This window comes from Chryseobacterium caseinilyticum (assembly GCF_014837145.1).
Classification (GTDB): Bacteria; Bacteroidota; Bacteroidia; order Flavobacteriales; family Weeksellaceae; genus Chryseobacterium; species Chryseobacterium caseinilyticum.
This window is the reverse complement of sequence record NZ_JACYFS010000001.1, coordinates 1,636,893-1,649,389: the sequence shown is the minus strand read 5'-3', so window position 1 is coordinate 1,649,389 and position 12,497 is coordinate 1,636,893. Positions and strand designations below refer to the sequence as shown.

The following is a 12,497-nucleotide window of genomic DNA, read 5'->3' as shown; positions in this document are numbered from 1 at the left end:
AAATGACAGAAGCAGCAATAGTATCAAAAATATGGAACCTGGCGAATGTAATGCGCCACGATGGAGTTGGGTATGGAGATTATCTTGAACAAATCACCTATCTGCTATTTCTTAAAATGGTGGATGAATTAAATAAACCACCTTACAACAGAAACCTGAAACTACCAAGATTAAAAGATGTTGAAGGTAAAGAAGTGGAAGGAGCAGAAGTTTGTTCGTGGGAGAACTTAGTTTCAAAAAACGGTGCTGAACTGGAGTCTTTTTATATCCAGGCATTGCGTTCACTAGGTACAGAAAAAGGGATGTTGGGGCAAATCTATGTGAAGAGCCAAAATAAAATACAGGACCCGTCTAATCTGCAGCGCATCATCACTATGATTGGCAAAGAAGACTGGAGTTTAATGGGTGCTGATGTGAAAGGAACCATCTACGAAGGTTTACTGGAAAAGAATGCCGAAGATACCAAATCAGGTGCAGGGCAATACTTTACACCAAGAGCATTAATCAGAACAATGGTAGCCTGTGTACAGCCAAAACCTTTGAAAACGGTAATAGATCCGGCGTGCGGTTCTGGCGGTTTCTTTTTGGCAGCTTACGACTGGCTTACCGAAAACAATAAACTGGATAAAGACGAAAAGATGTTCTTAAAGAACAGTACTTTTCACGGCAATGAAATTGTAGCCAGCACTCGTAGAATGTGTCTGATGAATTTGTATCTTCACGGTATCGGAGAAATAGATGCAGAGCCTTTGGTAAAATCAAACGATGCACTGATTGCAGCTGAAAGTCAGACTTACGATTATATTTTAGCCAATCCACCATTCGGTAAAAAAAGCGGAATGACGGTTACCAATGAAGATGGAGATATTGAGAAAGAAGATATCAGCTACAACCGTCAGGATTTTTGGGAAACAACGAGCAATAAGCAGCTGAACTTTTTGCAGCATATTAAATCGTTGATGAAGATTGATGGAGAAGCGGCAGTTGTGTTACCTGACAATGTTTTGTTTGAAGGCGGAGCCGGAGAGGAAATCAGAAAGCAACTTTTAAAAACAACAGAACTACATACGATTCTACGCTTGCCTACAGGTATTTTCTATGCCAATGGTGTAAAGGCAAATGTTTTATTCTTTAATAACAAACCCGCAAATAAAGAGGCATGGACAAAAGAAGTTTGGTTTTATGATTACAGAACCAACGTTCATCACACCCTTAAGAAAAAGCCGTTGGCAGAATCTGACTTATCGGATTTTGTAGCATGCTACAATTCTTCCAACATTAACAAAAGAAAAGAAACCTGGAGCGAAGAAAACCCAGACGGTCGCTGGAGAAAATATAGTTATGACGAAATTATTGCAAGAGATAAAACCAGTCTGGATATCTTTTGGGTTAAAGATCAAAGCTTAACAGATTTGGATAACTTACCAGATCCTGATGTTCTGGCACTGGAGATTATTGATAATATTGAGGCAGGATTGGCAAGTTTCAGAGAGATTGTGAGTGAGCTGGAGAAGAGTGAGGAGATTAGTGTGTAATCGTTAAAAAAATATTTTTATGATTCCTGAAAAATATAATGGGACTAACGATTATTATCCTGATAAATTTGGAAAACTAATCTATCCTGATGACTCTGCTGATTATTGGAAAAGCTTTAGAAATGATATCTGTAAGATTAAAGAGAAAAGTGAGGATGATTTTGAAAAATATTTAAACATTTTTGGAAGTGGGGGCTTATTTATAGGTTTAACATTATTGAGTAAATTAATAGAAAAGAATATCATCTATAAACATCAGTGGATGCTTGTGGTGGGTACTTGTCTCTTTATTATATGTTTGCTTTCAAATCTTTTATCTCATCATGTAGCAATTCAAAATAATTATAAAACAATTACTGAGATAGATTTGCAAGATGAGAAGTTATGGCCTAATTTTAAAAAAAGAAATCGCAATGTTGGATATTTAAACTGGACGTCCTTAAGATCAATAATTGTTGGAACAATTTTATTAATTTTATTTTTAACTTTAAATTTAAATACCTTGGCAGAAAAAAATCATAAACCACAGAGTCCTCCGAAGACAACTCAAGGAAATCCTGAACGTTCACAAGATCAAAAGGGGCGAGTTGCCCCACAACCAGCAGTAGTAAAACCACCTAAAACAAAATAATATGACTGATAAGAATATTAAACCAATTGTGCCAGCTGTTCCTAAAGATGTAAATCCAATTGGAACAATAACTACAGGCAGAATAACAGTTGCACCAGCTAATCTAAAACCACCTAAAACTAAATAGTCATATTCAATGTCGTTTCCTCGACGATGCTAAATAGTATAGTAGAGAGGAGCTGAATAAAAGTTGGATGTAGAAACTAGCTCAGAAAGATAGCATGCATACAAACTCATCGTACACTTTTGTTTCTAACAGAACAATTGGCAGTCAATTTAAAGATTGCTCCCACACCCATCCTTTCTTTTAACACTTTTTAAATACCACAATAACTTCCTCGGCATTATATTTTCTTAAGTAATGGCATTAACACCAAAAAAATAATATTATGTCAAAGAAAATTGCCATTCTGGCGACACACGGTTTCGAGGAAAGTGAATTGAGTTCTCCTAAAGAACATATCGAACAACAGGGCTGGACGGCTCACATCATCAGTCCGGAGAGTGGAAGCATCAAGGCATGGGCAGAGAAAGACTGGGGTAAGGAATATCCTGTAGATAAAACTTTAGATGAGGTTTCAGCTTCTGATTATGATGCACTGGTATTGCCTGGAGGCGTGATCAATCCTGATAAACTGCGGGTCAACGATTCTGCATTAAGTTTCGTAAAAGATTTCTTTCAGCAGCACAAACCGGTAGCAGCCATCTGCCATGGTCCTCAGATTCTCATCAATGCTGAGGTAGTGGAAGGAAGAAAACTGACTTCAGTAAAAAACATCAGTGCAGACCTGAAAAATGCAGGAGCCAACTGGGAAGACAGCGAAGTAGTTGTGGATCAGGGTCTGGTAACCAGCCGTACACCGGAAGACCTTCCAGCCTTCAATGCCAAATTGGTTGAGGAGGTGAATGAAGGAAAACACAGTGGACAGACTGTCTAACACAATGCCTTTTTATACTTTTAAATCGGTGTTCAGCAATGGGCATCGGTTTTTTTTATGGGATGACCCCGAAATTCTATTCGGTTCCTCCAATTTGTAGAAATGATGTAACACAACAACGGCTTTTACAAAATCTCAAATCCAACGGCACACAAGTCGCTGTCAAAAAAACCTGTATTTAAAACGATAAAATAACTATCTTTAGTTTGTATTATAATATGAGAAACAGCACATTCAACCAAAGGGCAGACCGTAAAAAGATTTTTACGAATATATTTCTGATCATACTTTTACTGGCAATTCCTGTGATCTCATCGCCGGATTTTGATGGCACGCTTTCATTATTTAATTCCGAACCTTTTCAGAGAGATTTTTTGAGGTTTGTCTTGGTCATCGCTTTTTTTTATCTGAATTCTCTGGTTTTGCTTCCGAAACTTTTCAGCAGAAAGAAAATTCTTGCTTTTTCAGCAATGGTGGTTTTGAGTTATGCTGTGGTTGTATTTTTACCATTTTCGTTAGTTCCGAATCATCAGGGAACCAATGATGGCAGCCCCCAAAAAGAAATGGAAATGCGGAGACCTCCTGAGAACGATAGATTTAGAAATAACATTCCTCCGCAATTTCCCGAAAACAGACCACACCCCGAACAGATGGGGGCTAAAAAAGACAATACCTTACCCAAGAAAATCTTCACATCAATTCTACCGTTTTTGTTTTCATTTTTATCTTCGTTTTTTATTTATAAATCCAATGAGCAGCGCGAACTTGAAAAATTGAAGGCCAAATCTGATCTTTTAAATCTGAAGTATCAGCTGCAGCCTCACTTTTTATTTAATATTCTCAATTCTATTTATTCACTTTCTCTGCTGAAATCGGACGATGCACCTAATGGAATACTCAAGCTTTCCAATGTTATGCGATATGTCGTTCAGGAAAGCAGTAAAGATTTTGTAGATTTAAACAAAGAAATTGATTACATAAAAGATTACATCGCACTCAAGTTATTGCGAACAGACAGCAGTTTAGATTTTTCCTACACAGAAATTGGTGATCTGAAAGATTTAAAAATAGCCCCATTTATTCTGATTAATTTTGTTGAAAATGCCTTTAAGTATGGTTTTAATGCTGAAGAAAATTCTAAAATAGAACTGAAAATAATTGTGCAGGAATCTATTTTGAACTTCACGGTTTTTAATAACATTGTCACAGCAAATATTACCGGTGAAGACAGTTTAAAAGTTGGTTTAAAAAACACTTTCGACCAGTTAAATCAGGTATATTCCGGAAAACACAGTATTAGAATTGATGAAACCGAAACTACTTATAAGGTGGATTTAACTATAAATTTAAATTGAAAATGATTAGAGCCATTGCTTTGGATGACGAAATTCTTGCCCTGAAAATCATTGAGAACTACGCAGAAAAAATTGAAAATCTGTCTCTGGAAAAAACTTTCAACAGACAGAGTGATGCTCAGAAATATCTGAATAAATTTCCGGTAGATTTGATATTTCTGGATATCGAAATGCCTGCAAAAAATGGTCTGGACTTCTATAAAGATATTTCTCAGAATACAAGAGTAATTTTCACGACAGCTTTTTCAGAATATGCGGTGGACGCTTTCAGTATCAATGCGGTAGATTATCTTCTCAAACCTTTTTCTTTTGAAAGATTTAAAGCGGCAGTAGAAAAAATCAAATTAAATCAGGAAAATCATGATGTGAAACATCTTTCTATTCGGGCAGATTATAAGCTTCATAAAATCAATTTTCACGACATTCAGCTGATTGAGGGCTTAGACGATTATATACAGATCCATTTGAAAGATTCTACAAAAATTACCGCCCGCTCGTCTATGAAAAGTATCCTTGAAAAGCTTTCTGGGAAAGACTTTGTGCGTGTTCACCGTTCTTTCATCGTTCCCGTGCGTGATATTAAAACGATTGTCAACAAAAACATTCACATTTCAGATTTTATAATACCGATAGGCGAGACGTATAAAGAGGAAGTGATGAAAATTCTGAATAAATAAGCATTTCTATATCTGGTTTTTTCTTCAATTTTGAAACGTTTCAGCAACTCATTGATTTTGCATTTTCTATCCTTAAAGTATATAATTATTTGTCTTTAAATTGTATTCATGCGGGCAAATACCTCTAAATAATTAAATGGAAAACACGGAGAATATTCTTAACGTCTCGTAAATTACCGTCATTAACCGACACATTTTTTCCGTTCACCTCATAAATTTTTCTGCCTGACGATTTGAAAATACTTTTGATGTAAGAAAAATGAGGAAAATGAAAACAATCGACAGAAAAAGTTTTTTAAAAACTTTAGGAATGGCAGGTGTTGCCGCAGTGGCTGCACCCGTTTTGATGTTTTGCAGAAAAGATGATGAAGATGAAGATGCGGTGACAGGTATTATCAATAACAGCATTTCTACTGCATGTGCCGTAACCAACTCTGAAACAGAAGGGCCGTTTCCTACAAAATCACCTTCAGGACTGGTGCAGACCAATATTGTGAGTGACCGTACAGGAGTGCCCTTTACCATTGCAATTACAGTTCAGAATGTCAATGCCAACTGTGCAAATCTGCAGGGTGCTATTGTAGACATCTGGCATTGCGACAAAGACGGAAACTACTCAGAATATGGCGGAACCGGAATGCAGTCAACCAATTATGCTTCAGCTCATTTTTTGAGAGGCCGACAAACCACAGATGCCAATGGAAAAGTGAATTTTACATCAATTTTTCCTGGATGGTACAATGGCAGGGCTACTCATATCCACGTTCATGTGTATAATGCAGCAGGACAGTCGCTTTTGGTGACTCAGATTGCTTTTCCGGAAGGAAATGACAGTGCAGTAGCTTTGGTAGCTGCAAGCACCGGATACAAAGGACTGAGCGGTTATACTTACAATTCAAATGACAATGTGTTCAGTGACGGAACTTCCAACGAAATGTCTGCAGTTACAGGAACAGTGAGCGGAGGTTTTGCATTGACGCACACCATAAAAGTATCAGTTTAGATTTGGTAATTTCATTTTAATAAGCGGTAAATGATGATGAAATGAATGATGCAGAAGTAATTCATTTATCGCTTTAATTTTTTTAAATTATGTTAATTCAGACACCTTCAAAAATATTTAAGTCAGATTTTGCCGTTTGGAAAGTAGAAAATTCTTGCCGGATCAGAGAGATTTTTCCTGAAAATGAGGATTCTAGTCTCAGAAAAGTATCGGAAATTGTGATAGATGAAAATGGGAAATTCTGTTTTCAATACAAGGCAAACTGCGCAGTGATGATTTTGGTTTTGTATGGTGAAATTTTAATCAGTGATTTTAAAAAGCAGGTGTCTGCACACAAGGTTTTTACTTTAAAGTCTACGGAAACCGACAGTTTAACCATTAAAAATAATCTTGAAAACGAAAAAGCTGATGTCTTAATTATAGAATTGAAATCCAGAAAGCACGATAATTCTTTCAGTCTCAAAGATTTGAATATTGATTGTAAAAACACGTTGATTCCGATGGCTGAAGATTTTGATTATCCGAATTTCATCGGGTTATACGATGGAAGAAAAGAAGATTCGTATGTAGTTAATCAGTCAGACAGATCGGTTTTTGGAATCGTAATCAACGGCGCTTTTGAGTTTAAGAACAGATTACTGGAAAATCGGGATGCTGTTTGGCTGGAAGATATTGAAACCTTGGAGTTTGAAGCTCTAAGTGAAAATGCTCTGTTATTGTTTTTTGAAATCTGAATAAGTTTTAAATTGAAAAAAAACAGTCATAATCCCTTTCGCCAGGAAACCGTTTTTCCGATTGTTCTAGATGAAAAATCATCTGTAAGTATTGACCTTTATGAAAAAGAAGGACGAAAAATGCTCTCTGTAATCGATCATCAGCGTCTTTCGGCCGGAAAACAGAATATTATCATATCAGGAAATCAATTGAATTCAGGAAAATATACAGCTAAAATCACCATTGAAAATTCTAAAGGTGAATTCACAGAAAAGAGAGAAATTATAGTTAATTAAGTAAATCTGGGAAGATTTTTTTTTCATTGAGGATGGTTTAGGATCAGGACAGCTTGGAAACTGTCCTGTTTTTTATGTATAAACTTGTTATGTTTTCTTCTTATTTTTATTCAGATATTGAAATAAATATTCTTTAAAAGTTTTTTGTTTTTCTAAAACTGACGTTGCAAAATTTAGATGTTGAAAACACTCGGTAACAGAGATGTCATTTTAAGCTTGACGAAGGATAATTAAGAAAATAATTACTGTTTATTCGAAGCAATTTACATTGATACTTTTTCAGGTTTAATTTAAATTAAAAGTACATTTAGATAATACGAATACGTAAAACAAATAGTATTAGAGACGTCAAACTGAGCATGGTTGATGTGTTTTTCTTTTGTGAATTTTTGACTTTTAAAGCGAAAGAAAACAAAACCTCCCAGCTAACAAACTGAGAGGTTTTTGAAATTGTTTAAAAATATTTCTTTTAAAATGAAACCGTATTTACTTTTGCCGTAGATGAAGTGGTAAACGTACTTTTTAAAGTTCCTCCGCTCGTAGAATAAGTTCCTCCTGTGTATAAACCCCATCCTGTGCTTCCGCCAACATAGCTTCCGCCTGTGTAAGTGCCTCCGAAATAAACTTTGTAGCTCGTTCCCTGAGCAAGGTTCGGCCTTGAAAAATGGAAATAGTAAACGCTGTTCTTTGGTTTGAAAGTAACCATTTCTGTGCCTGCCGCATTTTCAATGTGAAAAACTGAAGTCGCTGCCAGTTGTGCACTTGATTTCAGGTACATTCCCACCTGCGTTGAAGCTGTACTCATTGCTTTCGTCATATTGGCATTGGATCCCGCTGAAATCAGAATTCCACCGTTCATAAGGAAAGTTCCGTTATAGTCGATGCCTTCTTCCGGCTGACTCGTCGGACCGTTAACGATGGTGGTGCCTCCGGTGATGGTGATATTTCCGTTGCTGTCGATGGCGTCACTTCCTGCAACGATTACAATACCGCCTGTGATGTACAAATGGCTGTTGTCATTGGCCTCTGTTCCGCCGGAAACTGTTCCGTATGTGGCATTGATGCCGTCATTGGAAGCTGTTATATTGTTCACACCGCCCGCAAAAGTAATAATCGGTGCTTCCACGCCTTCACCAACACCCGAAGTTGCAGAGATAGCCGATACGGTATTATTTCCTCCGTTTACGGTGATCGAAGTGTCTGAATGGATTCCGTCATCTGTTGATGTAAATTTATTCAGTCCGTTGTTGATTGTGATGGCTCCCGTGGCAACCAATGTTTTCGGATGGCTATAATCTGTTCCTGAAACTAAAAATCTCGCTCCTGTTGTCGTGATATTTAAGGTTGGACTTCCCGTCGTACTGCCAATTGTTACGGTTCCGTCTGCTTTTAAACCTTTTCCTCCGGTTCCTGAGCTGGTAGTTGTCACTGTACCTGCGTTGATCAGAAGATTTCCGTCGGCAGAAACAGCAGATGATGAATAAGAATCTAAAACGCCTGTAGTATTGGTAAAAGTAGCTCCGTTTCCAGCTGTAGTGATCGTGACAGCACCACCGCTGATAGTAATGTTTTGATCTGCAGAAATCCCTTTTCCTCCATTGGCAGTGGAAGCTAAATTTAAATTTAAAGTCCCGCTGTTGATGATGACATTTGTATCTGTTTTTATAGCGGTAGAGTAGGAAGGATCAAAACCGCTTCCTGATGCTGTAAGAACTGCAGCTCCGGAAAGATTCGCCGTTGTAATTCCGCCGCCAAAGGTGATATTTCCTTTTGCGCTGATGGCTTTAGACTGAGCTCCCGTGAGAGTAAGGTTGATTGTACCACCGGAAATATTGATCGTGGAAGTTCCTGTTTTTATACCTTTTACATCTGCTGAAGAAAGAGCTGCAATAATACTTCCTCCCGTAATGGAAACCGCATTGTCACCAGCATCAATTGCATCTGCTGTAGCTGTGATATTCAATGTTCCGTTCGTCATTGTGAATCCTTCAGAATGAAATCCGTCTGATGCAGCTGAGATTACTTTCACTGTTCCGCTTTGCACTTCAATTCCTGCTGAGGTGGAGACGCCGTGTTTTTTAATCCCCGTAAGATTTAAAATTCCTGTACCGGAAAAAATAATTTTTCCGTCCGTCTGAAGCGTTCCGTTTTTGGTACTCGTTGAGCCGTCGGTAAGAGAATTGGTTGTATTGGCCTGAGATAAAAAAGTATGAATCTGACCTCCGGTGATGTTGATTGCCGGACCGGCAGAATTCGTCAGATTAAGATTATTCATAACAAATTGTGCAGGAAGAGTAGAGCTCATCGTTAAATTTCCTGAGGCGCTGGTACCCAACAAATTGTATTCAAGGTTGCTGACGGTGGAAGTTGAAACTACCTGTACATTTCCTCCTGTTGCTGTAATGTTAACTCCCTGATTAGCATAAGGATTAATGATTGTTGCGTTTTCTGTCCCTTTATAAATAATATAAATTTTTGTGAGGTTGACAGTGTTTGAGGTGAATGTAATGCTGTCGACTGCTGTTTTGGGAATATCTAAAATGGTTGTGTTTCCTGATAATTTGAATTTAGAATAATTGGCATCAAGCTTAATACTGTCTACAGCTGAAGTGGAAGACGCAAACATATTGTTTCCCGAATTATGTACCACAATAGTCTGCTGTGCCTTCAATGCAAATGCTGATAAAAATGCGATGATAATGTAAAACTGCTTTCTCATTTCTTGATCATTTTAAGTGTTGTCTGGTCAACCTGTACCAAATAAAATCCTGCACTCAGGTTGCGAATATTGATGTCTTCATCAGGTAGGAAAATTCCTTTTAAAACCAGTTTTCCAGTAGAAGAATATATTTTAACATTCATTTTCTGCTTTTTATCAGAAGAAATTTTTACAAAATCTGCAGAAGGGTTGGGGTAAAGTTTAATATTAGAAGTATTTCTTCCTATTTCCTGTGTGGCAAGATTTCCGGATGCGAAAGTTATTTTCCTGATAATATTGGTAGGAATTGAGACATCAGTTGCCGTTGAGGTGGTTTTCAGCAGGAGATTGCTTCCCGAGAAGTATAATTTCCCGCTGGTTGCTATCGTATAATCCTGAGTCGATCCTGTGTAATAGGTGACTTTCACGGTGGTCTGCCCAAATAAAAAGGTGCTGAGCAACACCATGCAGACCGCAAAAAGTGAGCTTAAAAAATTGAAATTTTTCATTGTTAGATTTTTACTTAACAAATATAATTTCTGCTGTTTAAGCAAAAAATATTTTGAGGTAAACAGATGAAATGTGTCGGTGAAGAACTAATAAAGCACTGAAGCTTTTGTTGAACGGGATTTTTTTTTTATAAAGATTATTTCTTGTAAACTTTTAAAGAATATAAAAAAAAATTCAGAATGAGAAACTGAAGTCAAATTAAAAACTACCGCAAAAGGGTGATTTTTCTGCATTCTAAACTTTACTATATTTCACCGTTGAAAGTTGGTGATAGTGCTTTGTCAGATAGTAACCGGGGCTTGCCTTTTTCTTTTGAGGAAATTTTCACTTTAACTTTCAGTAAAATATTAAAAAAAAAACGGCTAAACAATTTAAAATGAAAAGAAAATTTATTTTTTCAACACTGCTGCTTGTACTACAGATTTTGAAAGCGCAGGATTTAATTCCTTACACTTCAGAAGGGAAATTTGGCTTTAAGGATCAGTCCGGAAAGTTACTTACACCAGCCATTTATCATTCTTACTCGAAAAATGAAGGGAATCTGTACAAAGTTAAAACAGGAGATAAATACGGAATAATAGATTCTAAAGGAAAAACCAAGGTGAAGCCCATCTATAAATTTATTAACAATTTTAAAGATGGAATTGCTCCTGCACAGAGAGAGGATGGAGTGTATGGGATAATCGATGTGAACGGAACAGAAAAGATCTTTAACTACAGATATCTGTCGTCTTTTACAGACGGAGGTGCGGTTGCTTCTTTAAAAGGACAGGAAAAATTTGGTGTGGTTGACGTTAACGGAAAGACTTTAATCGATTTTAAATACGATAACATCATTTACCGTGGAAACAGTGTAGGAATGACTCACAAAGATTATGGTAAAGTAGCTTATATAGGTTTGGGATCTGAAGAGATAACGCCCTATATCTATGATGGCGGAAATAAAATCTTTGCCGAAGGCCTTATGGCAGTAAGTTTAGACGGGAAACACGGCTATATTGATAAGGCAGGGAAAATTGTTATTCCGATTATGTATGAACGGGCAAGTTCTTTTCACAATGGTGTGGCACTGATCATGTTGGATAAAAAGATGAAAATGATAGACAGGACAGGAAAAATAATCAGAGATCTGCCTTACGAGGAAATGGGAAGACACATAATGGATGGAAAAATTCCGGTCTGGCTGAATGATAAAATGGGTATTATTGAAATGACAACCGGCAAAGTAGTAATTGAGCCGCTGTATGATGACATTACGATAGATAGATCTACAAAATACTGGGCGAAGAAAGATAATAAATACGGAATTATTGATAAAAACGGAAAAACTGTGCTTCCCCACGAATTTTCTGAAGTAAATTCTACTTACGGAGGCAATGAGAACAGCATTGTTGTAAAGGATGGGAAGTACGGAATGTATGATGCTGATAAAAATGAAATTCTTGCACCTGTCTATGATTCAATATCAAAAAATGGCGGTAACGGATTTGTTATGACAAAAATGGGCAGTAAGTATGGCTTTATTGACCTTTTGGGAAAGGAGCTTGCACATCCGCAGTTTGACAGTGCAAAATCTTTCAGTGATGGCGTTGCTGTGGTTTTTTCTGAAAACAAATTCCACATTCTGTATCCTTCCGGTACCAAAAAAACAGTGTCATACAAAGGATCGAGTGATATTCAGATGGTCGAAAATTTTAATTCAGGATTAGCTATCGTAATCTACATGAATAAGTACGGACTCATGAGCAAAAATGGTGATTTCATAGTTTCACCTTTATACCAGTTTATAGGTGAACCTCAGTTTGACGTCCGGCTCACAGCTATTGCTGATCAATTCGGATTGCTTGATCTGTCAGGAAACACCATACTCGAACCAAAATATGATAAAATCGACGTCGTGAGTGATTATACGATTATCAAAGCTACACTTGGCGATGTAATATCTTACTTTGATAAAAAAGGGAACAGAGTAAGTGAGCCTGATCTATAAAATGTAAGAAACAGGATTGCTGATATTCCGACAGTTAACCATTCTTTCAAAGGATTGAAACACGGTGCCGGAATTTCAAACATTTGTAATTATATAGTTTAACAATTGAGTGATCTTTTTTAAAAGGTTTTGGGATTTTAAATCTTTAAA

Annotated in this window: 12 protein-coding genes; 10 read left to right on the top strand and 2 right to left on the bottom strand. The window is 37.0% G+C overall.

What is annotated here, in order from left to right:
- Positions 1 to 2: 2 nt before the first annotated feature.
- The 9 genes from IC610_RS07935 (at position 3) to IC610_RS07900 (ending at position 7,149) form a co-directional block, all read left to right on the top strand.
- The gene (locus IC610_RS07935) at positions 3 to 1,535 is read left to right on the top strand and encodes a class I SAM-dependent DNA methyltransferase (protein ID WP_191736118.1); all 1,533 of its coding nucleotides are present in this window, start codon (positions 3 to 5) and stop codon (positions 1,533 to 1,535) included.
- Positions 1,536 to 1,554: 19 nt separating this feature from the next.
- Positions 1,555 to 2,166, top strand: coding sequence for a hypothetical protein (locus IC610_RS07930; protein ID WP_191736116.1), 612 nt, complete (start codon positions 1,555 to 1,557; stop codon positions 2,164 to 2,166).
- A 1-nt stretch (position 2,167) separates the two neighbouring features.
- The gene (locus IC610_RS20140) at positions 2,168 to 2,293 is read left to right on the top strand and encodes a hypothetical protein (protein WP_262891679.1); all 126 of its coding nucleotides are present in this window, start codon (positions 2,168 to 2,170) and stop codon (positions 2,291 to 2,293) included.
- A 262-nt stretch (positions 2,294 to 2,555) separates the two neighbouring features.
- Positions 2,556 to 3,104, top strand: coding sequence for a type 1 glutamine amidotransferase domain-containing protein (locus IC610_RS07925; protein ID WP_191736115.1), 549 nt, complete (start codon positions 2,556 to 2,558; stop codon positions 3,102 to 3,104).
- A 218-nt stretch (positions 3,105 to 3,322) separates the two neighbouring features.
- Positions 3,323 to 4,459 (top strand): sensor histidine kinase, encoded by a 1,137-nt coding sequence (locus tag IC610_RS07920; protein WP_191736113.1) that lies wholly within the window; start codon positions 3,323 to 3,325, stop codon positions 4,457 to 4,459.
- Between the two features lie 2 nt (positions 4,460 to 4,461).
- Positions 4,462 to 5,136, top strand: coding sequence for a LytR/AlgR family response regulator transcription factor (locus IC610_RS07915; protein ID WP_191736111.1), 675 nt, complete (start codon positions 4,462 to 4,464; stop codon positions 5,134 to 5,136).
- A gap of 268 nt (positions 5,137 to 5,404) precedes the next feature.
- The gene (locus IC610_RS07910) at positions 5,405 to 6,139 is read left to right on the top strand and encodes a dioxygenase family protein (protein WP_194698889.1); all 735 of its coding nucleotides are present in this window, start codon (positions 5,405 to 5,407) and stop codon (positions 6,137 to 6,139) included.
- Positions 6,140 to 6,228: 89 nt separating this feature from the next.
- Positions 6,229 to 6,873, top strand: coding sequence for a pirin family protein (locus IC610_RS07905; RefSeq protein WP_191736109.1), 645 nt, complete (start codon positions 6,229 to 6,231; stop codon positions 6,871 to 6,873).
- A gap of 12 nt (positions 6,874 to 6,885) precedes the next feature.
- Entirely contained in the window at positions 6,886 to 7,149 is a 264-nt protein-coding gene (locus tag IC610_RS07900; RefSeq protein WP_191736107.1) for a hypothetical protein, read from the top strand.
- Between the two features lie 469 nt (positions 7,150 to 7,618).
- Here the strand turns inward: IC610_RS07900 and IC610_RS07895 are convergent, their stop codons facing one another.
- Positions 7,619 to 9,868 (bottom strand): carbohydrate-binding domain-containing protein, encoded by a 2,250-nt coding sequence (locus IC610_RS07895; protein WP_191736105.1) that lies wholly within the window; start codon positions 9,866 to 9,868, stop codon positions 7,619 to 7,621.
- Positions 9,865 to 10,356 carry a T9SS type A sorting domain-containing protein gene (locus IC610_RS07890; RefSeq protein WP_191736103.1) on the bottom strand — a complete coding sequence of 164 codons (492 nt, stop codon included), beginning with the start codon at positions 10,354 to 10,356 and terminating at the stop codon, positions 9,865 to 9,867. The genes IC610_RS07895 and IC610_RS07890 overlap by 4 nt, the downstream gene beginning before the upstream one ends.
- 377 nt (positions 10,357 to 10,733) lie before the next feature.
- Between IC610_RS07890 and IC610_RS07885 the strand changes: the two genes are divergently transcribed.
- Positions 10,734 to 12,347, top strand: coding sequence for a WG repeat-containing protein (locus tag IC610_RS07885; protein ID WP_191736101.1), 1,614 nt, complete (start codon positions 10,734 to 10,736; stop codon positions 12,345 to 12,347).
- Positions 12,348 to 12,497 lie beyond the last annotated feature (150 nt).

Bases quoted from the DNA above. Each gene is read 5' to 3' on its own strand.
- IC610_RS07935 (WP_191736118.1), top strand. From the start codon at position 3: ATGACAGAAGCAGCAATAGTATCAAAAATATGGAACCTGGCGAATGTA.
- IC610_RS07930 (WP_191736116.1), top strand. From the start codon at position 1,555: ATGATTCCTGAAAAATATAATGGGACTAACGATTATTATCCTGATAAA.
- IC610_RS20140 (WP_262891679.1), top strand. From the start codon at position 2,168: ATGACTGATAAGAATATTAAACCAATTGTGCCAGCTGTTCCTAAAGAT.
- IC610_RS07925 (WP_191736115.1), top strand. From the start codon at position 2,556: ATGTCAAAGAAAATTGCCATTCTGGCGACACACGGTTTCGAGGAAAGT.
- IC610_RS07920 (WP_191736113.1), top strand. From the start codon at position 3,323: ATGAGAAACAGCACATTCAACCAAAGGGCAGACCGTAAAAAGATTTTT.
- IC610_RS07915 (WP_191736111.1), top strand. From the start codon at position 4,462: ATGATTAGAGCCATTGCTTTGGATGACGAAATTCTTGCCCTGAAAATC.
- IC610_RS07910 (WP_194698889.1), top strand. From the start codon at position 5,405: ATGAAAACAATCGACAGAAAAAGTTTTTTAAAAACTTTAGGAATGGCA.
- IC610_RS07905 (WP_191736109.1), top strand. From the start codon at position 6,229: ATGTTAATTCAGACACCTTCAAAAATATTTAAGTCAGATTTTGCCGTT.
- IC610_RS07895 (WP_191736105.1), bottom strand. From the start codon at position 9,868: ATGAGAAAGCAGTTTTACATTATCATCGCATTTTTATCAGCATTTGCA.
- IC610_RS07890 (WP_191736103.1), bottom strand. From the start codon at position 10,356: ATGAAAAATTTCAATTTTTTAAGCTCACTTTTTGCGGTCTGCATGGTG.
- IC610_RS07885 (WP_191736101.1), top strand. From the start codon at position 10,734: ATGAAAAGAAAATTTATTTTTTCAACACTGCTGCTTGTACTACAGATT.